The sequence below is a fragment of the Achromobacter sp. T5-5 genome, from assembly GCF_055397965.1.
Genome location: NZ_AP027919.1, coordinates 2,785,617 through 2,808,441 on the forward strand (window position 1 = coordinate 2,785,617; position 22,825 = coordinate 2,808,441).

A 22,825-nucleotide genomic window follows, 5' to 3' on the forward strand; every position below is an offset into this window, starting at 1 on the left:
AGCTGCCGGGGGAATGCGTCAATGCGCGCGTGGCTTCCTCGAATCCGGGCAGATCGCCAGCCATGCCGGACATGAACCGATAGGCGGCTTCCTGGCGCTGGCGCTTCGCATCCTGCGCCTCGTTGTCGCGCCGCGCCTGGTCCACCAGCTTGCGCAGCGCCACCGACGCGCCGCCGGGCTGCGAGGCCAGCCAGTCCCAGTGGCGCGGCAGCAGGGTCACTTCGCGCGGCACCACGCCCAGCTTGGGCCGGCCACGGCCGCGGGGGGCGCTTGCCGGCTTAATTAGGGACAGATTCTGGTGCTGCAGGGGCGATAAATTTCAGCCCAAAACCTAGGGTGAACACCTAGTCAAATCAGACTGACGGCGTATAATCTTGCTTTGCGCCCGGAGTTACCCATGCGTCTCGTTCAAAAAGCGCTCACCTTCGACGATGTGTTGTTGGTGCCTGCGTATTCCGAGGTGTTGCCGCGCGACACCTCCCTGGCCACGCGCCTTACCCGCAATATCAGCCTGAACATCCCCCTCGTGTCCGCCGCCATGGACACCGTCACCGAATCGCGTTTGGCCATCGCCATGGCGCAAGAGGGAGGCATCGGGATCATCCACAAGAATCTCTCCGCCGACGCCCAAGCGCGTGAAGTGGCTCGCGTCAAGCGCCACGAGTTCGGCATCGTGATCGATCCGGTCACCGTCACCCCCCAGATGAAAGTGCGCGACGCCATTGCGTTGCAGCGCCAGCATGGCATCTCGGGCCTGCCGGTCGTCGAAGGCCGCAAGCTGGTCGGCATCGTCACCAACCGCGACCTGCGTTTCGAAGAAAACCTGGATCAGCCCCTGCGCAACATCATGACGCCGCAGGAACGCCTGGTCACCATGAAGGAAGGCGCCACGCTCGACGAAGCGCAGGCCCTGATGCACAAGCACCGCCTGGAGCGCGTGCTGATCGTCAACGACGGCTTTGAGCTGCGTGGCCTGGCCACCGTCAAGGACATCGTCAAGAACACCGAACACCCGATGGCCAGCAAGGACGCCCAAGGCCAGTTGCGCGTTGGCGCGGCGGTGGGCGTGGGCGGCAACACCGAAGAGCGCGTGGAAAAGCTGGTCGCCGCTGGCGTCGACGTCCTCATCGTCGACACCGCGCACGGCCACTCCAAGGGCGTGCTGGAAGGCGTGCGCTGGGTCAAGCAGAACTACCCCAAGGTTGAAGTCATCGGCGGCAACATCGCCACCGCGGCTGCCGCGCGCGCGCTCGTCGAGTACGGCGCCGACGGCGTCAAGGTCGGCATCGGCCCCGGCTCCATCTGCACCACGCGTATCGTGGCCGGCGTCGGCGTGCCGCAGATCCACGCCATCTCCGAAGTCGCCAAGGCGCTGGAAGGCACGGGCGTTCCGCTGATCGCCGACGGCGGCATCCGTTACTCGGGCGACGTCGCCAAGGCGCTGGCCGCCGGCGCATTCGCGTGCATGATGGGCGGCATGTTCGCCGGCACCGAAGAAGCCCCGGGTGAAGTCGTGCTGTTCCAGGGCCGCTCGTACAAGTCCTACCGTGGTATGGGCAGCCTGGGCGCCATGACGGACGGCTCGGCCGACCGCTACTTCCAGGATCCGTCCAACAACGCCGACAAGCTCGTGCCCGAAGGCATCGAAGGCCGCGTCCCCTACAAGGGCAGCGTACTCGCCATCATTTACCAACTGGTCGGCGGCATCCGCGCCTCCATGGGGTACTGCGGCGCCGCAACCATCGACGACATGCGCACCAAGGCCGAATTCGTGGAGATCACCTCCGCGGGCGTACGCGAGTCTCACGTGCACGACGTGCAGATCACCAAGGAAGCGCCCAACTACCGCGCCGACTGATCCGCACAGTCAACTACAATGTCATGCATCGCGCACCGGCAGAACCGCAACGAACAGCGGGTCTGCCGGTGCGGTTTTATTTCCAACGGGTAGAGTTTCCATGCACCAGCGCATTCTTATCCTCGACTACGGTTCGCAAGTCACGCAGCTGATCGCCCGCCGCGTCCGCGAGGCCGGCGTCTATTCTGAAGTTCACCCTGGCGACGTCGACGACGCCTTCGTGCGCGAACAGATGGCGCAGGGCCTGAAGGGCATCATCCTGTCCGGCAGCCACGCTTCGGCCTACGAAGAGGGCTCGATGCGCGTGCCGCACGCCGTGTTTGAACTGGGCGTCCCCGTCCTGGGCATCTGCTACGGCATGCAGTCCATGGCGCAACAGCTTGGCGGCGTGGTCAGCTTCTCCGACCACCGCGAATTCGGCTACGCCGAAGTCCGCGCCCACGGCCACACCAAGCTGCTCGAAGGCCTGGAAGACTTCAGCACGCCCGAAGGCCACGGCATGCTCAAGGTCTGGATGAGCCACGGCGACAAGGTCACCGAGCTGCCGCCCGGCTTCAAGCTCATGGCGTCCACGCCGTCCTGCCCCATCGCCGGCATGGCCGACGAAGACCGCCGCTTCTACGCCGTCCAGTTCCACCCCGAAGTCACGCACACCGTCCAGGGCAAGGCCATGCTGGCCCGCTTCGTGAACGAAATCTGCGAATGCTCGGGCGACTGGAACATGCCCGACTACGTGTCCGAGGCCGTCGCCCGCATCCGCGAGCAGGTCGGCACCGACGAAGTCATCCTCGGCCTGTCCGGCGGCGTGGATTCGTCTGTTGCCGCCGCGCTGATCCACAAGGCCATCGGCGACCAGCTCACCTGCGTCTTCGTGGACCACGGCCTCTTGCGCCTGGACGAAGGCAAGCAGGTCATGCAGACCTTCGCCGAAAACATGGGCGTGAAGATCATTCACGTCGACGCCACCGCCCAATTCATGGGCAAGCTGGCCGGCGTCGCCGACCCCGAAGCCAAGCGCAAGATCATCGGCCGCGAATTCGTCGAAGTGTTCCAGGAACAGGCCGGCAAGCAGCAAAGCGCCAAGTGGCTGGCCCAGGGCACCATCTACCCCGACGTCATCGAATCCGCCGGCGCCAAGACGGGCAAGGCCACGTCCATCAAGTCGCACCACAACGTGGGCGGCCTGCCGGACACGCTGAACCTGCAGTTGCTGGAACCCCTGCGCGAACTCTTCAAGGACGAAGTCCGCGAACTGGGCGTGGCGCTTGGATTGCCGCCGCAGATGGTCTACCGCCACCCGTTCCCCGGTCCGGGTCTGGGCGTGCGCATCCTGGGTGAGGTCAAGCACGAGTACGCGGAGCTGCTGCGCCGCGCCGATGCAATCTTCATCGAAGAACTGCGCAACACCAAGGACGAGGCCAGCGGCCTGACCTGGTATGAGCTGACGTCGCAGGCGTTTGCGGTGTTCCTGCCGGTGAAGTCGGTGGGGGTGATGGGTGATGGGCGGACGTATGAGTATGTCGTGGCGCTGCGCGCAGTGCAGACGTTTGACTTCATGACGGCCGATTGGGCGCCGTTGCCGCATCCGTTGCTGGCTCGGGTTTCTTCGCGGATTATTAATGAGGTTCGTGGGATTAACCGGGTGGTGTACGACGTGTCGAGCAAGCCGCCTGCGACGATTGAGTGGGAGTGAGTTGACGTCCTTCGGGGACTATCGCCAGCTATCGAAAAACTGCCGTAACACGTTGATTTTTAAGTGGATACGTCGCGGCAGCTATCGGTGACTATCGCCGGCCAGCAGAACAGGTTGGCGGTGGAAGTGGCGGTAAGAACCGGAGGCCGGATTAAGACCGTCCCGTTCACTATCCAGACCTAAACCGTCTTTGACGGTAAAGGTCTCCTCGGGAAAGCTTGTTTTATGCGGCTTTCCCGGCATCAGCAGGTCTCCTGGCCCCTGACGGTAAAAGCCGTCACGAAACAGGAGAAAAACCTCGATGCTTACCGACACGGCACTGCGCAATCTCAAGCCCAAGTCCAAGATTTATAAGGCTTCAGACCGCGACGGGATGTACGTGACGGTATCGCCTACCGGTACCGTCACCTTCCGCTACGATTACCGTCTCAACGGGCGCCGCGAGACGCTGACCATTGGCCGCTACGGTCCGGCGGGCATTTCGTTGGCATTGGCCCGTGAAAAGCTGATCGACGCCAAGAAGGCCGTCGCTCAGGGCAAGTCCCCTGCGCTGGAGAAGCAGCGCGAGAAGCGCCGGCTGACTGCCGCGAAGACCTTCGGTGACGTGACCGCGAAATGGCTGGAAGGTGCTCGGATGGCCGATAGCACCAAGGCGATGCGCAAGCACATCGTCGATCGGGACATTCTGCCGGTCTTCCAGAACCGACAACTTAACGAAATCACTGCCGATGATCTGCGCGCCCTTTGCAGCAAGGTGAAGGCACGTGGTGCGCCCGCCACTGCGGTACATATCCGCGACATCGTGAAGCAGGTTTATGCCTTCGCCATCCTGCATGGCGAGAGGGTGGACAATCCCGCCGACGGCGTCGGCGCGGCGTCGATCGCGACCTTCGTGCCGAAGGATCGCGCGTTATCGCCACTGGAAATCCGGTTGATGGCACGGCAGATGGAATCGGTGGCGACCTATCCGACGATCCGGCTGGCGCTGCGCATGATCCTGCTGACGCCGGTGCGTAAGAGCGAGTTGATCCAGGCCACTTGGGATGAAGTCGATTTCGAGAGTGCGACCTGGACGATTCCAAAGCAGCGGATGAAGGGTCGCAACCCGCATGTGGTCCATCTCTCTCGTCAGGCGCTAGACATTTTTGTAGCGCTGCACACTTGCGCTGCCGGTTCCAAGTTCGTGCTGCCATCTCGCTACGACGCCGACCGCTGCATGTCGAACGCGACCTTGAATCGCGTCACGCAGATCGTCGCGGAGCGTGCGAAGGCGGCTGGTCTGCCGCTGGAGCCTTTCACCGTCCACGACCTGCGCCGTACCGGATCGACCCTACTCAACGAAATCGGTTTCAACCGCGATTGGATCGAGAAGTGTCTGGCACACGAAGAGGGGCGCTCCTCACGCTCGATCTACAACAAGGCCGAGTACGCCGAGCAGCGGCGCCACATGCTGCAGGAGTGGGCGAACATGGTTGATGCCTGGATCGACGGGCAGACCTACGTGCCGAAGCTGATGCCAGAAAACGTCGTCGTTCCTACGTTGAGCGCAACGGTCTGAAGGGCGGCCAGGTTGTCATTTGACAACCTGGCTGGTCATCCTCATACTGGAGATCATTGATGACCCGTTCCTCTCATCCGAAGAAAGAGGTCGAGGAAGCTCTCAGGCACGCCGAAGGGCAGGGCTGGCGTGTCGAAGTCGGCGGGAGCCACGCCTGGGGGCGGATTTACTGTCCGTACAACGACGAGGAATGCCGCTGCGGTGAGTTTTGTATCACGTCGATATGGAGTACGCCGAAGAGCCCTAGCAACCACGCCCGCGCTTTGCGGCGTGTCGTGGACAAGTGCACCATGCATCGCAAGCAGCGCGAGGCTGATGACGATGTCAAGGAGTAGCGCGATGGAATACACCTTCACCTTGAAATACCAGCTTGCCGACGACGACCACGACCCGGACGTGTTGGTCGAGCGCCTGGGCGAGGCTGGCTGCGACGATGCCCTGGTCGGCATCGGGCAACCAGGTCGATTGGCGCTGGAGTTCATCCGCGAGGCGGTGGATGCGAACGAAGCGGTTCGCAGCGCGCTGGCAGATGTGCGCCGTGCCGTGCCGTTGGCACGGCTGATCGAGGTGGCGCCGGACTTGGTTGGTCTGACCGATGTGGCGGAGATTGTTGGCGTATCGCGGCAGAACATGCGCAAGCTGATGCTGGCCCATCCCGGCAGCTTCCCCGCACCGGTGCATGAAGGAAGTGCGTCGATCTGGCACCTAGCGGATGTGTTGGCTTGGCTGCAGACCAAGGGCAGCTATTCGCTGGCTAAGGATGTGCTGGAGGTGGCACGGGCAGCCCTGCAGGTCAATGTGGCGAAGGAGGGCCGGAGGCTGCCGCGTGCGGCGTCCAAGGAGCTGGAAGCCCTGGTTGGATGAGCGGCGCTCTCGGCCTGCTGGCTGATTAGGGGCGGAAGGATAGGGACGCTTCACCAGCCTCAGAGGTTTGGTTTTCACGCAGAAGGGTCACCCTGAGTGATTCTCTTGCTATTTTGATGAACCGTAATCGGTTTTACGCAGACTGGCGCTTTCCTAACCGCTTTTATGCGCCCGTCATCGAATTTGCATGGGCAGTTCGCTTTTTGCACGTGTCCACGGTCAAAGTAGGGCTATTCACCGCACGGGCCGGAATCGGCGCTGCCTGACGTCCGGGCCAGTATGCACATCGGTCTTCGTGGTTCGTGAGGCCTGTTTCCGGGCTTCGACCCAGGCTTCGACTTCTTCTAGATCCCAGACCACGCAGCGTGGAGTCAGTCGGAAACGCCGGGGGAACTCGCCGCGCTGCTCCATTTCATAAATGGTGGTCTCCGCCAGAGGCACGATCTGATGCAATTCGCGGCGACGGATCGTGCGGCGAAAGGGGAGCGGAGAGCCTTTCGAGAATTGCGGAAGCTGGGCATACTGCTCGGTGCAGGGATGGGGCAGGGAAGCGTTGGATTGCGTTGAGATCATGATCGACTCCGAGTCGGCAGCCATCGTCCAGAATCCATGAGGGTCGTGATGAGCCTCATGGTGACTATCGGCGGCGATCGCGACAACTTGTTGCAGCTAGGTCAGGCGTAGGGCGCGAGCATCCTGCCACCGGGCTCGCGGGCTTATGCCCCGCGCCTCTGCGAGTCGCGGTCATTTGGCTTTGATTCCTGATGCCTCCGAGCCGGAACGCTGGACGGGCTCTGCGCGCTGTGGCATGCCCCTCTTCGACCCTGTGACGGCTTGCGCTGTACCGCGCGGTGTCGTGATGGGAAAGGCCAAGGATGTTCTAGGGCTGGTGGAGGAGCAAGAGTTCCGGCCCTTTTCCGAAAACCTCGCTTCCCGATCCTGGCTGGATTCGTTACAAGGTCGGCGGATCCACTTTTTCGCGCGCCGTGCCAGCTAAGCGTTCCAATTTGGCTGCTTCATCGCACAACTGCTCGTCGGTCATGTCGGCCAGCGCTTGCAGTCCGATCCTTACGACCTCGCTCTGGTTCATGAGCATCCCGTGTGCGGCACAACGAAGTCGGAGTGTCTCTATAAGGCGCGCATCGGATTCTTGCATCGAGAACGCTCGTCTGACCACTGACTTAGCACGACTCTTCTCGTGGGCTTTCTGGCCTTTGCTGGTACGGGTGGACATGGTCGGCTCCTATCGGCGATCATGCGATAATACCGTGTGTGCAGTATGCGCATACAACAAGTATCGTAGCGCAGGCTAAACTGCGTTCACCACTCTGGAGTTGCCGATGGCCACATCTTCTCGTCGCGTTGTGTCAGCCGAACGTGGCAAGTTGGGCCACGCCAAAAAAGTCGCCGCGAAGAAGCCATCAGCAAAGCCGTCTCCGTACCATCTGCGCATTTCGCGTCTGACCGTAGACAAGCTCGGGGTGAAGCTTTACGACAAAGCGAGCGCCGTTGTTGCGGAACTGATTGCCAACGGCTACGACGCGGACGCTGAAACCGTCACGGTTCGGCTACCTCTAAACCTACAGTTGGCATCCAAAGCGGGTGGTACGCTTACCGATCTTGGATACGTCATCGACGTGGAAGACGACGGCCATGGAATGACGCCCGATGAAGCTATTGGCTTCTACTTGCGGGTTGGGGCAGATCGTCGTAGCCGTAAAGGCCAGGACGGAAGTCGCTCGCGTAAAAAGAAACGTCCAGTGATGGGGCGAAAAGGGATAGGAAAACTCGCGCCATTCGGCATTTGCCGGCGGATTGAGGTTTGGTCTGCTGGTGGTGTGAAAACGGCGAAAGGCTACGCCGTTACTCATTTCTTCATGGACTTTGAAAAGATCGTCACGGATGAGGACGAGGCCGTTCCGTTGGAGGTGGGAGGTGACGATCAAACCTGGAGCAAAAAATCTGGAACTCGGATTCGCTTAACCTCATTTTTGGCTAAACGGGTTCCAGACCTAGATACGTTTTTACGACAACTCGCAGTGCGTTTCACGTTTGCCAAGCCTGACTTCAAAATTCTCATTGTTGACGCAACCAAGGATAGTGAGAAACCAGTGCAGGTCAATCCACTGGAGATTCCACTTCTTCCAGGATCAAAAATTGATCTGTCCAGCCGACCTGTGGTTGACGATGACGGCTCAATTTTGCCCGTCTCCGGCTGGTTAGGTATGGCTAAAGAAGCGTACAAGAACGAGGAAATGATGGGGGTCCGCATCTATGCTCGTGGCAAAATTGCAGGAGTAACCCGCGATTTTAATCAGCCGGCTGGATTTACCGGCGAGTTTGCCATGCGGTCGTACTTGGTAGGACAAGTGGAAGCAGAGTGGCTTGATCTTGATCAGGGGGATGATCTAGTTCGAACGGACCGGCAAGACATTCTGTGGGATTCTGATTACGGACAATTGCTTCGCCGATGGGGGGCAGAGCTGATCAAAGAGATTGCCCGTATTTCGCGAGAACCTCGTCGAACACGCGTGCGTGATGAGTTCTTACGGAAATCCAAGATTGAAGATCGCGCGCGTGAGCGCTTTGGCGACAAACAAGTAGCACGCGTCGCCATAGACTTGGCCAAGAAATTTGGTGGATTTGCAGCAGAAGATGAACTCAACGACGATGTTTACGTTGAGGATTTATCGCAAATTATCCTGTCGGTAGCCCCGCATCAGGCGCTAATGGAAGCCTTCCACGAATTCACGAATCAGGTGATGAAAGGAGAGGCCTCGATGGATCAAATGCTTGACATCTTTAGCAAAGCGCAAATTGCAGAGCTTGCATCGTATGCGCAGATTGCCGCTCAGCGAGTGCGTGTCATTAACGAGTTGCAGCAGATCATCGATGTGTCGATGGATGAGAATCAATTTCAAGGGCTTATTGCGAACGCTCCCTGGTTGATCGAGCCTTCATGGACTGTCATAACCAAGAACCAGAGCTTGAAGAATTTTAAGCATGCTTTTGAGAAATTCTGGAAAAGCAAGCATGGTGCGAAAGTGTCTTTGGCAATTGATTATGAAACCAAGCGTCCTGATTTTACGTTGGTGAGTATTGACGGACTTCTACATATAGTAGAAATAAAGAAAGCGGATCACGCGTTCGATGATGCAGACTTTTCTCGCTTGATCAATTATGTCGATGCTTTTGAGCAGTTTTTTGAAGAAAATAAAGAGACTGTGGCTGAATTCTATCGAGAATGGCGAATTGACTTAGTGGCAGATGGATTGAAACTTAAACAAAGCGCCAATTTACGTACTTTTCATGGACTTGAAGAAAAGAATCGAGTCCGGAGGATGTCATGGCGTGATTTTCTTTCTCGTGCTAAGAAGGTTCATGAGCAGTTTTTGGACGTGCACGATTTGAGCGTGCAAAAACGTCAAGGTAATAGAAAATGAAGAAGCTTCGAGCTGTCAGTCTCTTCTCTAACTGCGGTGCGGGCGACGTTGGTTATCGTGAGGCAGGTTTCTGCTTTGAAGTAATGGCGGAATTAGACCATCGCAGGCTAGAGGTGTGCCTTCTTAATCACCCCGGTGCGGAAGGTGTGCCCGGCGATCTTCGCGAGACCTGGAAGACTGTCGTAAAGAAATATAGAGCTAAAGCAGGGAAAGCACGCCCCGCCTTATTGTGTGCTTGCCCGCCTTGTCAAGGAATGAGTTCAGCGCGCTCGGGGAAGGGTAGTCACGATGACGCTGATGCAGGCTCTAAAGATGAGCGCAATTTGCTGGTTACCGTTGTTGCCAATGTGGCAATGGAGTTGAAGCCCGCATTGTTAGTCGTGGAAAACGTGCCTGCCTTTTTAACTCGAAAGGTGCATCATCCTACGGACAGCAGGCCCGTGTCTGCTGCCAATTATTTAATTACGGCCTTGGCCGATGACTATGTTGCATTTCCCATGGTGGCTGACTTGTGTGACTTCGGTGTCCCACAGTCTCGGAATCGCGCCTTTCTCACGTTCGTAAGAAAGGATCTGCCGGGACTCAAGCAGTTGCTCCGTATCGGCCGTACGCCATTCCCTCGTGCAACGCACGCTTCCGATGTGGGGAACGCAAAACCAATAACACTGTCTGCTGCGTTGGAACGCTTTGCCTTGCCTGCGCTGGACGCTGCCAGCCCAGAAACGGCATCTGCAGACGAATATGCCGGATTTCATGCCGTTCCCGTATGGAATGAGCGCATGTACGCGATGGTAAAGGCGATACCTCCCACAGGGAAAAGTGCATGGGAAAATAACGTTTGTTACCATTGTGGCCCAGTTGAGGCGTCACCCCATACGGTACTATGCCCGTCTTGCAATCAGCCACTACTTCGGCCCATCGTTCAAGAGGCCGATGGCAGTTATCGCTTGGTTAAAGGATTCAAAAGTAGCTATCGGAGGATGCATGGGGATAAGCCTGCTGCAACCGTGACGACGGCTAGTGGGCACATCGGAAGTGACTATACTATTCATCCTACGCAGCACAGACTGCTCAGTCCGCTTGAGTGTGCGTTAATTCAAACTTTTCCAAGAGATTTCCAGTGGGGGGACGCATTAAAGAAGCTTGGTCACTCGAACGTCAGAGAGATGATTGGTGAAGCAGTTCCTCCTGCTTTTACCAAGATGCATGGTGAAGTTCTGCACGGCATCTTGACGCGAGAATGGGAGCGTGCACCAATGGCGCAAAGTGACGAGCGATGCCGCAAAGGGTGGGAAAAACTGTCTTCTGCAGCAAAAAAAGATGGACGCCCAGATCCAGCTACTTACTTCTCGTATTCTAGCGATGTGTTAATTCGTCGACGCGCCAATAGTCATAATTCCACTGCCACTGTTTCAGTCGTGAATGCGGGGAACTGAACTCTAGTCAGATGGGAGGAACTCTTTGAGACGTTTGACAAGTGCTACCTGATCTCTTGTCTCGCACTCCCATACCACTAGTATGTCCCATCCCAAGTCGTGCAAGGCAGAAGTGTTTCTAAGGTCGCGCGCCTGATTGCTTGCGATCTTGGATCTCCAAGTTTCTGAGTTATTAGCCGGTAGCTTGGAGCGCTTGCAATCCATGTGGCCATGCCAAAAGCATCCATGAATCAGTACGATCTTTTTGTACTTCGGAAGAACAATGTCTGGTGATCCAGGTAGTTTCTTGACGTGCAACCGGAACCGATAACCCATCGCATGCAATAGGCGACGAACCCTCAGCTCCGGTGCCGTATCTTCCCCTCGCACTGCTTGCATGCGGCGACGTGTGGCAGCAGATACGTCAATGTATGACAGTGATTTCGCTTTTGCCATTAGATTAGAGAATTTCTCTTAAAAAACTGGTCTCTTAATAGCAGGCCTAGGGCTGGGAATTCGGCCTTGGCGTCCCCGGCACTGGCTTTAGACGATTAACTAAATCACGGAGTGTCGGTTCGCGCTCACTCATTTGGGTAAGAAAATCTTGAACCGCCTGGCCACCTAGCTCACATACCTGCTGTATACGTGCATCGTCTCCTACAGGATCCGTCCCAACTAAGAGTGCCGTCAGTAGATCCATATGCCCCCGTCTAGACCGCAGTAGTACGTCGCTCCATTTTTCGAAATCTATGGCTTCTGAGCGATAACTCGAAAGGTAGGGTGCATGGCCGCCTGATACGAGCAAGCCATAAACCTTGGCACCTTGGAAGCGTGATGCTAGATATAGCACATAAGAATGTAGTTGTTGATATTCCTCGTGCTCGGCAATATCGCCAGGTCCTTTAAGTTCGACGACTAGAATCTCCCTATCTTCAGCTGTTCCGAAAAAGACGAAATCTGGAAGCGTCCGATCTGCTGGGATGGCAGGGAACGGATTGCGCTTAGCAATTAACTCTGCTTCGTCTTTTACAATGTTTGCCAGGCTTTTTCTGTAGACGTATTTCTCATATTTTGAATGCAGTATCCACGGGAAATTTTCGATTAGCTGTTGAAGTTGCGTTTCTTGACCTTTGAGTATGTGACCATGAAGTTGAGTTAAGGCAAAAACACGTAGAGAGAACGCTACGGCTAGCGACAAGCTTTCCGGCACCAATTCATCACTTAGTCTGTTTACGGATGAGACAAAAGCGGACGGTTCGAACGTAGTGACCTGCGTCCAAAGCTCCTTTATCAATTTTCTGGCCGGCTCATGTACCCATGCTTTTGCTGCAGCTTCAATGAGGCGATTCTTTGCATCATTGTCTTTCCCAAGGCGAGGTGTTACGTCACTTATTAGCTCGACCAGATGCCCCTTCTCTGATTCTCTCAGGCGAATGTCCCGGGTGTTATTGAGGAACCCCTCGACTAGTGCTACGTCTTCGATTTTGGAGATTTCTTTTCTGCGTTGCTCGTAGGCTGAAATCCATGTAACTACGGATTGGGCGCCCCAAGAATACAGTGACTCAAGATCAGAGTCCTCCCAGTTGACGCTCGTTCTATCAGTCGAAATAGTGTCTTGTTGTAACTCGTCAATCCAGTCCGCCTCAACTACGGCATACATATATCTTGAGAAAATTTCGCGGCCTTTCACCCCAAAGAAAAATGGCCGATCCTGGGCAATCTTGCCATGAGCATAGACCCCCACTCCAGCTTCCTCTTGAGACCAGCTAGCAGATTTAACGAACCCGACCCAGAATTTAACTGAGCGATTTCCGATAGGTGTATTTAGAACGTGTTCCGACATTCCTTGCTCGGGTATTCGAAGCTCCCACTCTGGGAATACGTCGGCCTCGGTGAGAATTCCGCCATTTACATGAACATTGAAGTCGGGGCGTGCTAGAGTTACAGTGAATCGGCGGCCTAGAGACTCTCGTAGCTGATTCGTTGAGATTTGCTTCTTGATAGTCAATGAGGTTGTATATATCAGCGTCCCCGAGCCGGAGGCTGCAATAGCATCTCTAAACTTTAGAAAAACTCCACTCATGATTGAATCATTTTCAATCAGAACGTCATTAAGTGGGGTTTCGTCAGCTAATATTTCGGGGGCATAAATTGCGGTGGTTGATGCATCCTGCTGCTCTGAAGCGAGCATAGCTGCATAGTCAAATCGGAGCCACATCGCGGTTCCATCATGAACCGTTATTACGTGAACGATCTGGGCAATTCCGAATGGAGCGAGCTTGCCTATCCCTTTTCTTCCCGTAGGATATCGGCCGATTACCTCATGGTTTGCGTCGTTCGGTCTTGGTTTGGGTTGCCCGACCACTAAATAATTTTTAATCAGGCTCTCTTTGCTCATTCCTTGGCCGTCGTCGTAAACGCTGATGGCTGTAGGTGTGCCTTGTTCGGACACGCTTAGATCAATAAAGACGTTGGAAGCCATTGCATCCCACGAATTGGAAACCAATTCTGCTAGGACGTTCGTTGGCTTATTTTGATAAAGCTTCAGGCCGAGATGCTCGATGACGTTATGTGCAAACCGAAGAGTAAGCTGAGGCGAATTAGGCGCTGACTGATTCATGTGGTCCCCTGCGTCGATGGCTCAATCCATTTAGGCCCAGCTACGACGGTATCAATTGCCGTGAAAGTACTTGCGTTATTGCGTTTTCTTATTGTTACATGATTTGAGTATTACGTCTCCCGGTGTTGCCGGGCCGCGCTGTCGTGCTCCGCATCAAGCGGATCATCCTGCCCGACACGTCTTCGCTCACGCTCGACAACTTGGCCGGCACCGACCCGGCTGGTTATGCCGGACTGGAAGACGACGTGGACTATCACTGGGGCCGCATCTTCGCCGGGGCGGCGCTGACGACGCTGCTGGGTGTCGGGGGCGAGCTGGCCGCGCCAGAGAATCGGCAGGACGGCAACCGCATCGTCATCGCAGGGCGCGACAGCGCCCAAGACAGCATCAATCAGGTCGGCCAAGAGATGACCCGGCGAAATATGAACATCCAGCCGACGCTGACCGAACGGCCGGGCCTGCCGGTTCGCATCATCGTCAACCGCGATCTGGTGCTGCGTCCTTACCAGCCACTTTTCTTCAACCGGGGGGCTTCACGATGACGACGCGCAAGCTGCGGCTCGGGCCGCTGCCGAAAACGGAATCCACGAAGCTGACCTTTGTCTGCCCGGCCAGCCTGAAAGCTGACCTCGACCGTTACGCCGCGCTGCACGCGCAGACCTACGGCGAAGCAGTCGATGCCGCGGTGCTGATTCCGCACATGCTGGAAGCCTTCATGGCCGGGGATAGAGGGTTTAAGAGGGCAGGGCAGGGACCATCAAAGCTCTCGTCTAAATGAGGCCTGAGGGAAGACCGATGCTTGATATGTACGGGATCGAAATTGGGGCGTGTTCGAGCGACAGCGTATTGATCTCTAATTGGCGCTGGCTGATTGAGGTGACAAGTCAAGCTGCGTCGGTTGGGGACTTTGTCGGCCCCCATAGCCTTGTCGGTGGTAGATGCGCGAACTCAAGTTCATCTTCAGAACACTTCCCGTGCAGCAAGGATGTCGGTGGATTCCCAGTTGTCGATCTGACGGGTTGTCACGAACTCACGGTCCCAGACGCCCCAGCTCACGGGCAATGGTGCCTGTGCCAGAGGATTGTGAACATAGGTGATCGGCCGAACCTGACGCGAGAGGTTACCAAGGCCAACTCGTGACCAGATCACGCCAGAGATGTCGGCGAAGCGCTCGTCAAGAAACGCCGTGCGCGGGATCGGATTGCGTTGTCGGTGGATCAAGGGCGCGGCGTGAAAGCCTTCTTCGATGACATCGCCTGTATCGCGATTGATTGTGAGGAAAGCGTCGCCGATGGGGAACAGCGTTGTCATGATGAGAGGTAAGGGATGTTCGGGAACATACATTCCGAAGCGGCTGGCGCTGATCGCGACGATGCGAGCGTCTTCCTGCGCGATCACGCCCTGTTCGATATATCTGCTGATCTTCCTTGCCTTGGTCCAGAATGCCCCGGAGGTCCGAAGCTGCGCTTGACGGATTGGCGCGGCGATGAGGCCGCCGCCCTCATTGATCGGCAGAGGTCGCACGATCTGGTCCGGTCCCGGAGCGCCTCCGTCTGGAGCGATAGCTTCAATCCAGATGCGGCGATTCTCGTCGAGCACGCATAGATCGGGCTGGCCGCCTTCGCGCCGCCGGTCGGCGACGGGCAACAACGTGCGTCCCGCCTCAAGAAACATGCAACCCAGATACATTTCCCAGAAGCGTCCATCCACGTCACGCGCGAATCCTTGACGGAAGTCTGGATCGGCATAGGGCTCGTAGCGAGTCCACATCTCCTGCAGAGTGACGCGAAGCTGCTGCTCAATCGGGCTTTCGGCGGCCTTCAGGTTCTCGAACCCCAGATCGAGATTGGCGCCGTCAACGTTGAACAGATCGCTCATAGTTTGGGTGCTTCCATGCTAGTCGTCCTTTCCTCTGGAGCATATTAATGGGTGCAAGCCTGTCTTAAGGGCGACGGTTACAAAAATAATTGAGTCCGATTTTATCGGAAGGAAAGGGGGATTTCATTCGCCTGATATTCTAACGCCTCTTCCGAGGCTGCGTCGCGTTGGACGCAGCCCCAGTAATCGAAATAGCAAAAACCCGGTATGCATTAGGAAAAGATGCCATGGCAGATCATCTTCACACGTTTCGAAGGCAGTTTAGGCTTGATTCGGAGTTGGATCTCGGAACAATAAGAATCGCAGTGAATGCCGTTTACGACGCTCAGGCGATTGGCTTCAGTTTTCTTTCGGATGTCGAACCCCTTAGTCCGGAAGACGGTTTTCGCATTCATGCTTTTCTTAACTTGATGTCCAGAATATATGAGCATGCTCAAGCCATGCTCGTGGCGCTGGCAACTGGCTCACCAGCGAGCTGCGAAGCACTTGGTCGAACTGTGGTGGAGGGCTCGGTCAATCTGATGTATCTCGCGACAGTGGGGAATGCAAGCACCTTGGTTGCTTTCCTGGAATCTTGGGTTCGAGAACACAAGAAGAAGCTCGGTGATTGGGGTGATAGGGTTGATGCTGAGCACGCCGAATCTATCGGAAAGATGATCGCAGAACGGAAGGAGCTGGTGGACGGATATGCTAAGTACCTTTCGCTCGTCCAAATCCAGTGTCAAATCGAAGAGGCTCGGGGATCGTACGTTTGGCCGTCAACGCTTCTGAAACGGTTTGAGCTGCTTGGTCGCCAGACAGATTATTACGAGAGTTATCATCGGTTGAGTGGGGCAAGTCATATCACTGGCGAAGATACACTGACTGCGCTTATGGCGCTGTCGCTTGACGACGGTAGTCGAAATAAGGTGGGTGCCGAGGCGTGGGCCTATTCGACTATGATGAGTCGCCTCGTGTGCGTGTTCTTTGTAGAGGCCGTGGCTTCTTGCGTCATCTGCTACGGCCGTGGTGACAACGAGGACTTGCAGGCTCTGCGTCGAGGGCTTGCAAAAGGCGTTCATGAGTTGGCCGAGGCTGCAGGGGTGCCCCAGGTGTAGGGTGGTCTTCGTATTCGGTCGCAGGCAGGATAAGCGGGTAAAGACGAAGCGCCAAGGGGAGAACTAGTGATACGAAAAATCAAGATTCGAGGCTATCGAATTCACAAGGATCTGACGGTCGAGCCGAACCTAGGGTTTAACCTTATCGTCGGAGCCAATGAATCCGGAAAATCCACCCTCATGGAGGCCGTCGCGCTTGCGTTGACCGGGCGTATCAATGGCCGCAGTGTTGCCGAAGAGCTGAACCCACATTGGTTCAATACAGGCGTTGTGCGGGAGTTTATTGAGAAAAGAGCCAGCGGTATTCCGGTTAGCTTCCCGGAGATATTGATTGAGCTGACGTTCGAAAACCTTTCGGAACTGCAGACGCTTTGTGGGGCCATCAATACGCATGTTCCGACAACTGCCTGTCCAGGCGTGACAATGCGGATCTCCGCGAATCCGGACTACGGGCCAGAGTTGGAGGAGTGGGCAAGGTCGCCGACGACTCTTCTGCCAGTTGAGTACTATCGTTGCGACTGGCGATCCTTCGCGGACAAGGAGTTGACAATACGGCCGAAGGTCCTGGTCACCGCTGTCATCAATTCGCACACGGTTCGAACATCCAGCGGGATTGACTATCACCTGCGTCAAATCCTGGGGGATCAACTCGAGCCGGCGGAGAGGGCTCAGATATCCCTGGAATACCGTCGCGTGAAAGCCTCAATGTCGACGACGGCGTTAAGTGCTGTCAACACAAGGATGAGCTCTGTGCATGCCACCTTGCACAGCCGGCCTATCGCGCTCGCCATGGATCAGAGCGCGAGGACATCTTGGGAAGGGGTCGTAACTCCGCACGTAGGTGATGTGCCGTTCAGCATGTCTGGCCAGGGGCAGCAGTCGGCGATCAAGATCTCGCTGGCGATGAACCGCCACGCCGGACGCGCCAAGTTCGTTATGGTCGAAGAGCCCGAGAACCATCTGACGCACACTAGTCTGACCACACTCCTTTCGAGGATTGAGTCGCTTGCAGGTGACCAACAGCAACTGTTCGTCACTACCCATAGCTCTTTCGTGCTGAACCGCTTGGGGCTTGATGCGCTTCTTTTGATGGGCAAGGATGTCGCGGCCAAACTCTCGATGCTCGATCCGGAAACGGTCCGCTACTTCAAGAGACTCCCAGGATACGACACGTTACGTATTGTTCTCGCGAGCAAAATCGTGTTGGTAGAGGGGCCATCGGACGAGATCATATTTGAAAGAGTCTTCCATGACACGTACGGAAAACGGCCGATGGAGTGCGGCGTCGACGTACTAAGCATGCGTGGACTTTCACTGGCGCGAGGTTTGGAACTGTGTGCCGCCCTCAACAAACCGATAGCTGCGCTTCGTGATAATGACGGCGTTGATCCTGCTGAACTTCGCAGCTCGGTAGATGTATGGCTGAAGAGGGGTGAACGGGAAATCTTCATTGGTGAGACTGTCCACGGCGCGACTTTGGAGCCTCAGTTGATTCACTACAACGGCGAGGCAGTCCTCCGTGAGATTCTCGGCGTCGCTCCTCATGCGGACCTGCTGAAGTGGATGACGCGGGAGAAGACTGAGGCGGCGCTTCGGATCGGAGTGTCCTCCAAGAAAATCGTTCCCCCGGCCTACATTCTCGAAGCGGTCAAGTTTGCCCATGGGTAACCAACTGACGCTCGCCGTCGCCGGCTCCAGAAAAACTCAGAGTATCGTGGAGCGCTGTGCTTCTGCGTCGCACGAGCGCCGAGTATTGGTCGTGACATACACCCAGGCTAACCAAGAGGAGCTGATCAGTCGACTGAAACAGTATGCAGGCGACCACCACCACGTCGAGGTGATGGGGTGGTTTACGTTTCTGCTGCGACATTTCGCGAGGCCATTCCTTCCGTTCAAGTTCCCTGGATGCCGCGTCCTGGGCTTTAACTTCGACGGACGACCCCATCGCATGGCAAAGGGCATCGATCGATTTATGGACAAGAGCGGCGCCGTATATGGGTGTGAACTTGGCCGACTCGCCCGCGAATTGATTGAAGAAAGCAGGGGGGCGCTCTTGAAAAGGCTAGAGTGCATCTACGACGAAATTCTGGTCGATGAAGTGCAAGATCTCAGCGCCTATGACTGGGACATCATCGACGTGCTACTGTGTTCGTCGATAGAGATTCGCATGGTCGGTGATATCCGGCAGTCCGTTCTAGCGACAAATCCGCGTAGCTCCAAGAACTCAAAGTACTCTTATGCCGGAGCCATCAATTGGGCGCGAGAGCGCCAGGCGAAAGGGAGGCTCGAAATCGTGGAAAGCGTGACGACTTGGCGATGTCATCCCGTCGTTGCGAAGTTTTCTGACAGCATCTTTGATCCCTCCTGGGGATTCCCAGAAACCCAATCCGAGAATGAAACGGCGACAGCCCACGATGGCGTATTCCTGGTCGCAACAAAGGACGTCATCGAGTATGTTCGTTCATTTCAACCCCAGTGTCTGCGGTACAACGTACTTTCAGGCCTTGCATTCGATCTCGCCTATCTGAACTTCAAAGTGTCAAAGGGTATGACATACGAACGGGTGCTGATCGTACCGACTGGGCCAATCGCCAAGTTCATTGCGTCTGGGGTCCATTTAGAAGCGAGTTCCGCTTCCAGCTTCTACGTCGCCGTGACCCGAGCAAGACAGAGCGTCGCCATCGTCATGGATAAGCCGGGCAAGTCCGTTTTGCCTTATTGGCGTCCGGCACCGCCATCCCTAGCTGAGTTCGATAACGATTCGGAAGTCTCTAGTTTAGCGACGAATCATCTGTGCATAACCAGGTAAGAGTATATGCAGCCATGTACGTAATAATTTCGTCGAAATGCGCTTCTTTCTTCCGATGAGACTATTGCTGTCAACAATATTATTTGAGTAGTCAGATGAGCAAATTGCACGCGATCAGGACGGAATACGAGGGGCTTGCAAATCTTCCGGTCGACGCTGACGGCAACGCTAAGCGGCGGCGCGGATTTGCTTTTGAGCGCCTATTGAATAGGCTCTTTGTGTACGAGGACCTTGAGCCACGCACTGGCTACCGGCCATCGGGTGAGCAAGTAGACGGCTCCATCTATCTTGATGGCAGGATTTATCTTCTCGAAGCCAAATGGCACGCAGATCCATTGCCGGCGTCCACGCTCTACCAGTTCAAAGGGAAGGTAGACGGAAAGCTTGCCGGCACGATCGGCATTTTCATCTCTATGTCCGGCTATGCGGAAGATGCTGTCGACGCGCTTATTCTTGGAAAGGCGCTGAACATCATTCTTCTTGATCAGCGTGACATGGATGCGGCGATCATCCGTGGCGGAGGCTTCAAGAATGTTTTGAAGCACAAGCTGCGCAAGGCTGCGGAAGAGGGTGCGATCTACTTCCCGGCAGAGGGCGAACTCGTTACCGCCACGAAGACGCGAAGCATCGAGATTGATTTGCTGCGTTTCGACCAGACGACCGGGAGCGTGTTTGACACTCGGCCAGCCGAACCGGCCACGGCTGATCTCCTCATCGTATGCGAGGGGGATTCCGATCGCGTTGTAATTGCCACGCTCGCTGAGCGGATCCTCGCTGCCGCAGGCTCCAGCCGATCAATCAAGATTCTGACCGCCATGGGCAAAATCACCATCCCCCGCGTCGCCAATGCCATGTGGAACACATTCCACTCGGAATCCAAAGTTCTCATCGTCACTGATGGCGACAACGACCCAGCTGGCACGGCTATGATGCTCGCCAATGGCCTAGAATTCGAAAATTGGGTCGCAGCGATCCCGAATCCATCGATCGAGACATGGCTCAACCTTAACAAGTTGCGGCGGCCTGGCAAATCTTGGATCGAGGTCTCTCGGAGCGCCGCTGAAACGCTCGACATCGACGCACTCCGCCAGCAGGACGAGCAATTCGAGAAGTTCTGTGCGGCAATCCTGGGTGGCTGACCTTCTTGGTTGTCCTGCGAAGAACCAACTCCGCTGCGTCCAACTTTTATCCGGCTACTCTATTCGGTATGATTGAAGCCGATTGATGATAGCTTTGCACTCCGTAAATCGTCCCGAATCCGCTTCTCTAAAGCTGCGTTCCGTTGACGGTAAAAGCGACGGTAATGGCCTATCTCAATCGCAGCCAATCCCTTTAACCACGCGGGTTTGGGTGGCCTGTTGATGATGGAGTGGGAGTGATCCTGCGGCAGTTGAGTTCGCGGTAATGAAAAGGCGCTTCGGCGCCTTTTTTTACGGCGTGTATCAGGTTCTTGGCGGCCGCCACAAGGATGATCGTGGGCTGTATGTCAGTACCAGCGGTTTCACCAAGGATGCCCGCTTCAAAACTCACCGGCTTGGTCGACTCGCCTCGAAACTGATGATCCGGTCGCCCTTGCAGGTTTGGCGGCCGTGCTGATAATCACCCGATACCACCACATCCACAAAACCCGCTTCGCGCATTGCGAATGCCAACTCATCGACACCCCACCAGCGCAAGTGAAACAGGTCAATCTCTGCGGACTGCAAAATGCCGCCTTGCCAGTGTTGATAGTGCAGATGGGAGAGCGTCGTTTGTTTGACGTAATCGATCTCGGCCCGGTGACTGGTCAACGTGAGCAGACTGTCGCCGCCCACCGTCCAACTGCGTGCGGCATTTGCCTCTGCGACGATGCTTTCGACGGGGTCGATGTCCATGATGACTCTTCCGCCGGGGAGCAGGTGATCCCAGAACCGCCTGAGTACGGTCATCGCCGAGGCGGTTTGCGTGATCAATTGAAATGATCCAGCGGGCATGATGATGGCCGCGAAACGTTGGTCGTAGCTGAACTGCTCGAATGTCTGAAGTGTAGGGGTATTGAGAAGCCCCCGGTTCCGGCATTCCTGCTGACAATATTCGAGCATGTCTTGTGAGCCGTCGAAGCCTTCGATGGCGAAGCCCATTTCAAGCAAGGGTATGAAAATGCGGCCATTGCCGACCGCCGGCTCCAATATGGGACCTTCACAATCGGTCAGACGCTGCTGGTAGTACTCGAGATCGCCAAAGGAGTGGCCAATGGGCTTATCCAGGTGATAGATCCAAGAGGCGAGTTTTCCGTACCTGTTTTGCATTCTTACTCTCCATGCCGAGTCGGGGATGCTACCTCAAATGCCTTGGGCATACCGCGCATCTGCCGCGATCAACGATGGGGCTGGTGTGGTCGGGAAAGAGGGAGTGGAATAAGGCAGACTTATTGATTGTCACTGCGTCAAGGATCGAGCAGGCGATTATCGGGAGGTGGTCCTGATTCGTCGTAATGGCCTGCGGCCAATCCTGCCCGCTGTGTAAAAAAAGAAAAGGCGCATCAGCGCCTTGTCCTTTTCAGATTTTCAGATCGGCATCAGCCCGCAAGCTCTTTCCGGACGATCTCCGCACCCGCACTCAACGCACTCAGCTTGCCATTCGCCACCCGACGCGACAGCGGCGCCATGCCGCAATTCGTGCACGGATACAGCTTGTCGGCATCCACAAACCTAAGCGCCTTGCGCAAGGTATTGGCCACTTCCTCCGGCGTTTCGATGGTATCGGTCGCCACGTCAATCGCACCCACCATCACCTTCTTGCCACGAATCAGTTCGATCAGATCAATCGGCACATGCGAGTTGTGGCATTCCAGCGAGATGATGTCGATGCTGGATTGCTGCAGCTTGGGGAAGGATTCCTCATACTGGCGCCATTCGGAACCCAGCGTTTTCTTCCAGTCGGTATTGGCCTTGATACCGTAGCCATAGCAAATATGCACGGCGGTTTCGCACTTGAGCCCTTCGATTGCGCGTTCCAGGGTGGCGATACCCCAGTCGTTCACTTCGTCGAAGAAGACATTGAATGCGGGCTCGTCGAATTGGATGATGTCGACGCCGGCAGCCTCCAGTTCGCGGGCTTCCTGGTTCAGGATCTTGGCGAATTCCCAGGCCAGCTTTTCACGGCTCTTGTAGTGGGCGTCGTACAGCGTGTCGATCATCGTCATGGGGCCAGGCAGCGCCCATTTGATGGGCTGCTTGGTCTGCTGGCGCAGGAACTTGGCGTCTTCGACGAAAACCGGCTTTTGGCGGCTGACGGCGCCGACGACGGTGGGGACGCTTGCGTCATAGCGATCGCGGATCCGGACGGTTTCACGCTTTTCGAAATCGACGCCGCTCAAATGCTCGATGAACGTGGTGACGAAGTGCTGACGGGTCTGTTCGCCGTCGCTGACGATGTCGATGCCTGCGTGTTGCTGTTCTTGCAGCGCCAGGCGCAGGGCGTCCTGTTTGCCCTCGACCAGTTCCTCGTCCTGCAGTTTCCAGGGCGACCAGAGTTTTTCGGGCTGGGCCAGCCAGGACGGTTTCGGCAAGCTGCCGGCGGTCGAAGTGGGCAGGAGTTTTTTCATGATC

20 protein-coding genes and 2 pseudogenes are annotated in these 22,825 nt (G+C 56.2%); 13 read left to right on the top strand and 9 right to left on the bottom strand.

Translation table 11 applies throughout. The features are described from left to right. Positions 1 to 19: 19 nt before the first annotated feature. Positions 20 to 268, bottom strand: a pseudogene (locus tag ACZ50Q_RS12615) (DUF2239 family protein); the annotation flags it as partial. 129 nt (positions 269 to 397) lie between these two features. On the opposite strand from ACZ50Q_RS12615, the gene guaB reads away from it, so the two are divergent. Together guaB and guaA are read left to right on the top strand one after the other, a co-directional pair. Beyond that, positions 398 to 1,858, top strand: coding sequence for an IMP dehydrogenase (gene guaB, locus ACZ50Q_RS12620; RefSeq protein WP_076520532.1), 1,461 nt, complete (start codon positions 398 to 400; stop codon positions 1,856 to 1,858). A gap of 100 nt (positions 1,859 to 1,958) precedes the next feature. After that, complete coding sequence (gene guaA, locus ACZ50Q_RS12625; RefSeq protein WP_076520533.1) at positions 1,959 to 3,551, top strand: glutamine-hydrolyzing GMP synthase; 1,593 nt, start codon at positions 1,959 to 1,961, stop codon at positions 3,549 to 3,551. 81 nt (positions 3,552 to 3,632) lie between these two features. Here the strand turns inward: guaA and ACZ50Q_RS12630 are convergent, their stop codons facing one another. Then, positions 3,633 to 3,866 carry a hypothetical protein gene (locus ACZ50Q_RS12630; protein ID WP_464081707.1) on the bottom strand — a complete coding sequence of 78 codons (234 nt, stop codon included), beginning with the start codon at positions 3,864 to 3,866 and terminating at the stop codon, positions 3,633 to 3,635. On the opposite strand from ACZ50Q_RS12630, the gene ACZ50Q_RS12635 reads away from it, so the two are divergent. From ACZ50Q_RS12635 to ACZ50Q_RS12645, 3 genes are read left to right on the top strand one after another with little or no spacing between them, the layout of a single operon-like run. Further along, entirely contained in the window at positions 3,853 to 5,109 is a 1,257-nt protein-coding gene (locus ACZ50Q_RS12635; RefSeq protein WP_464081708.1) for a tyrosine-type recombinase/integrase, read from the top strand. The two genes, ACZ50Q_RS12630 and ACZ50Q_RS12635, sit on opposite strands and share 14 nt — an antisense overlap. Positions 5,110 to 5,168: 59 nt before the next feature. Then, positions 5,169 to 5,444, top strand: coding sequence for a hypothetical protein (locus ACZ50Q_RS12640; protein WP_464081709.1), 276 nt, complete (start codon positions 5,169 to 5,171; stop codon positions 5,442 to 5,444). A gap of 4 nt (positions 5,445 to 5,448) precedes the next feature. Continuing rightward, entirely contained in the window at positions 5,449 to 5,973 is a 525-nt protein-coding gene (locus ACZ50Q_RS12645) for a helix-turn-helix transcriptional regulator (protein ID WP_272570005.1), read from the top strand. Between the two features lie 234 nt (positions 5,974 to 6,207). Here the strand turns inward: ACZ50Q_RS12645 and ACZ50Q_RS12650 are convergent, their stop codons facing one another. Next, positions 6,208 to 6,570 carry a helix-turn-helix transcriptional regulator gene (locus tag ACZ50Q_RS12650; RefSeq protein ID WP_464081710.1) on the bottom strand — a complete coding sequence of 121 codons (363 nt, stop codon included), beginning with the start codon at positions 6,568 to 6,570 and terminating at the stop codon, positions 6,208 to 6,210. 355 nt (positions 6,571 to 6,925) lie between these two features. Then, on the bottom strand, positions 6,926 to 7,207 hold the full coding sequence (locus ACZ50Q_RS12655) for a hypothetical protein (RefSeq protein ID WP_272570001.1): 282 nt from the start codon (positions 7,205 to 7,207) through the stop codon (positions 6,926 to 6,928). Between the two features lie 106 nt (positions 7,208 to 7,313). Here ACZ50Q_RS12655 and ACZ50Q_RS12660 point away from each other — a divergent pair, with 106 nt between their 5' ends. Then, the gene (locus tag ACZ50Q_RS12660) at positions 7,314 to 9,416 is read left to right on the top strand and encodes an ATP-binding protein (RefSeq protein ID WP_464081711.1); all 2,103 of its coding nucleotides are present in this window, start codon (positions 7,314 to 7,316) and stop codon (positions 9,414 to 9,416) included. Next, entirely contained in the window at positions 9,413 to 10,852 is a 1,440-nt protein-coding gene (locus ACZ50Q_RS12665) for a DNA cytosine methyltransferase (RefSeq protein WP_464081712.1), read from the top strand. The genes ACZ50Q_RS12660 and ACZ50Q_RS12665 overlap by 4 nt, the downstream gene beginning before the upstream one ends. 3 nt (positions 10,853 to 10,855) lie before the next feature. On the opposite strand, the gene ACZ50Q_RS12670 is transcribed toward ACZ50Q_RS12665, so the two are convergent. Both ACZ50Q_RS12670 and ACZ50Q_RS12675 read right to left on the bottom strand, forming a co-directional pair. After that, positions 10,856 to 11,287 (bottom strand): very short patch repair endonuclease, encoded by a 432-nt coding sequence (locus ACZ50Q_RS12670; protein WP_464081713.1) that lies wholly within the window; start codon positions 11,285 to 11,287, stop codon positions 10,856 to 10,858. A gap of 46 nt (positions 11,288 to 11,333) precedes the next feature. Continuing rightward, a complete protein-coding gene (locus ACZ50Q_RS12675) occupies positions 11,334 to 13,451 on the bottom strand; it encodes an ATP-binding protein (protein ID WP_464081714.1) in 2,118 nt (705 codons plus the stop codon). Positions 13,452 to 13,609: 158 nt separating this feature from the next. On the opposite strand from ACZ50Q_RS12675, the pseudogene ACZ50Q_RS12680 reads away from it, so the two are divergent. Continuing rightward, positions 13,610 to 13,993, top strand: a pseudogene (locus ACZ50Q_RS12680) (TraB/TrbI/VirB10 family type IV secretion system protein); the annotation flags it as partial. After that, positions 13,990 to 14,229 (top strand): DUF2274 domain-containing protein, encoded by a 240-nt coding sequence (locus tag ACZ50Q_RS12685; protein WP_464081715.1) that lies wholly within the window; start codon positions 13,990 to 13,992, stop codon positions 14,227 to 14,229. The pseudogene ACZ50Q_RS12680 and the gene ACZ50Q_RS12685, both read left to right, overlap by 4 nt. 182 nt (positions 14,230 to 14,411) lie before the next feature. Here the strand turns inward: ACZ50Q_RS12685 and ACZ50Q_RS12690 are convergent, their stop codons facing one another. Next, the gene (locus tag ACZ50Q_RS12690; protein ID WP_464081716.1) at positions 14,412 to 15,329 is read right to left on the bottom strand and encodes a hypothetical protein; all 918 of its coding nucleotides are present in this window, start codon (positions 15,327 to 15,329) and stop codon (positions 14,412 to 14,414) included. A 227-nt stretch (positions 15,330 to 15,556) separates the two neighbouring features. On the opposite strand from ACZ50Q_RS12690, the gene ACZ50Q_RS12695 reads away from it, so the two are divergent. The 4 genes from ACZ50Q_RS12695 (at position 15,557) to ACZ50Q_RS12710 (ending at position 20,374) form a co-directional block, all read left to right on the top strand. Beyond that, positions 15,557 to 16,426 (top strand): DUF5677 domain-containing protein, encoded by an 870-nt coding sequence (locus ACZ50Q_RS12695; RefSeq protein WP_464081717.1) that lies wholly within the window; start codon positions 15,557 to 15,559, stop codon positions 16,424 to 16,426. Between the two features lie 66 nt (positions 16,427 to 16,492). Continuing rightward, the gene (locus tag ACZ50Q_RS12700; protein WP_464081718.1) at positions 16,493 to 18,094 is read left to right on the top strand and encodes an ATP-dependent nuclease; all 1,602 of its coding nucleotides are present in this window, start codon (positions 16,493 to 16,495) and stop codon (positions 18,092 to 18,094) included. Beyond that, positions 18,087 to 19,235 carry a UvrD-helicase domain-containing protein gene (locus ACZ50Q_RS12705; RefSeq protein ID WP_464081719.1) on the top strand — a complete coding sequence of 383 codons (1,149 nt, stop codon included), beginning with the start codon at positions 18,087 to 18,089 and terminating at the stop codon, positions 19,233 to 19,235. Before ACZ50Q_RS12700 ends, ACZ50Q_RS12705 begins: the two co-directional genes overlap by 8 nt. 95 nt (positions 19,236 to 19,330) lie before the next feature. Continuing rightward, complete coding sequence (locus ACZ50Q_RS12710) at positions 19,331 to 20,374, top strand: TOPRIM nucleotidyl transferase/hydrolase domain-containing protein (protein ID WP_464081720.1); 1,044 nt, start codon at positions 19,331 to 19,333, stop codon at positions 20,372 to 20,374. A gap of 387 nt (positions 20,375 to 20,761) precedes the next feature. Here the strand turns inward: ACZ50Q_RS12710 and ACZ50Q_RS12715 are convergent, their stop codons facing one another. Together ACZ50Q_RS12715 and ACZ50Q_RS12720 are read right to left on the bottom strand one after the other, a co-directional pair. Then, a complete protein-coding gene (locus ACZ50Q_RS12715) occupies positions 20,762 to 21,523 on the bottom strand; it encodes a class I SAM-dependent methyltransferase (RefSeq protein WP_464081721.1) in 762 nt (253 codons plus the stop codon). A 269-nt stretch (positions 21,524 to 21,792) separates the two neighbouring features. After that, the gene (locus tag ACZ50Q_RS12720; protein ID WP_464081722.1) at positions 21,793 to 22,821 is read right to left on the bottom strand and encodes a methionine synthase; all 1,029 of its coding nucleotides are present in this window, start codon (positions 22,819 to 22,821) and stop codon (positions 21,793 to 21,795) included. Positions 22,822 to 22,825: the final 4 nt, after the last annotated feature.

What these genes read in the sequence shown, in the direction of transcription:
- ACZ50Q_RS12685 (WP_464081715.1), top strand. Translation starts at nt 13,990, where the DNA reads ATGACGACGCGCAAGCTGCGGCTCGGGCCGCTGCCGAAAACGGAATCC.
- ACZ50Q_RS12705 (WP_464081719.1), top strand. Translation starts at nt 18,087, where the DNA reads ATGGGTAACCAACTGACGCTCGCCGTCGCCGGCTCCAGAAAAACTCAG.
- ACZ50Q_RS12715 (WP_464081721.1), bottom strand. Translation starts at nt 21,523, where the DNA reads ATGCAAAACAGGTACGGAAAACTCGCCTCTTGGATCTATCACCTGGAT.
- ACZ50Q_RS12640 (WP_464081709.1), top strand. Translation starts at nt 5,169, where the DNA reads ATGACCCGTTCCTCTCATCCGAAGAAAGAGGTCGAGGAAGCTCTCAGG.
- ACZ50Q_RS12650 (WP_464081710.1), bottom strand. Translation starts at nt 6,570, where the DNA reads ATGGCTGCCGACTCGGAGTCGATCATGATCTCAACGCAATCCAACGCT.
- ACZ50Q_RS12670 (WP_464081713.1), bottom strand. Translation starts at nt 11,287, where the DNA reads ATGGCAAAAGCGAAATCACTGTCATACATTGACGTATCTGCTGCCACA.
- ACZ50Q_RS12675 (WP_464081714.1), bottom strand. Translation starts at nt 13,451, where the DNA reads ATGAATCAGTCAGCGCCTAATTCGCCTCAGCTTACTCTTCGGTTTGCA.
- ACZ50Q_RS12710 (WP_464081720.1), top strand. Translation starts at nt 19,331, where the DNA reads ATGAGCAAATTGCACGCGATCAGGACGGAATACGAGGGGCTTGCAAAT.
- ACZ50Q_RS12645 (WP_272570005.1), top strand. Translation starts at nt 5,449, where the DNA reads ATGGAATACACCTTCACCTTGAAATACCAGCTTGCCGACGACGACCAC.
- ACZ50Q_RS12665 (WP_464081712.1), top strand. Translation starts at nt 9,413, where the DNA reads ATGAAGAAGCTTCGAGCTGTCAGTCTCTTCTCTAACTGCGGTGCGGGC.
- ACZ50Q_RS12635 (WP_464081708.1), top strand. Translation starts at nt 3,853, where the DNA reads ATGCTTACCGACACGGCACTGCGCAATCTCAAGCCCAAGTCCAAGATT.
- guaB (WP_076520532.1), top strand. Translation starts at nt 398, where the DNA reads ATGCGTCTCGTTCAAAAAGCGCTCACCTTCGACGATGTGTTGTTGGTG.
- ACZ50Q_RS12655 (WP_272570001.1), bottom strand. Translation starts at nt 7,207, where the DNA reads ATGTCCACCCGTACCAGCAAAGGCCAGAAAGCCCACGAGAAGAGTCGT.
- guaA (WP_076520533.1), top strand. Translation starts at nt 1,959, where the DNA reads ATGCACCAGCGCATTCTTATCCTCGACTACGGTTCGCAAGTCACGCAG.
- ACZ50Q_RS12690 (WP_464081716.1), bottom strand. Translation starts at nt 15,329, where the DNA reads ATGAGCGATCTGTTCAACGTTGACGGCGCCAATCTCGATCTGGGGTTC.
- ACZ50Q_RS12660 (WP_464081711.1), top strand. Translation starts at nt 7,314, where the DNA reads ATGGCCACATCTTCTCGTCGCGTTGTGTCAGCCGAACGTGGCAAGTTG.
- ACZ50Q_RS12695 (WP_464081717.1), top strand. Translation starts at nt 15,557, where the DNA reads ATGGCAGATCATCTTCACACGTTTCGAAGGCAGTTTAGGCTTGATTCG.
- ACZ50Q_RS12720 (WP_464081722.1), bottom strand. Translation starts at nt 22,821, where the DNA reads ATGAAAAAACTCCTGCCCACTTCGACCGCCGGCAGCTTGCCGAAACCG.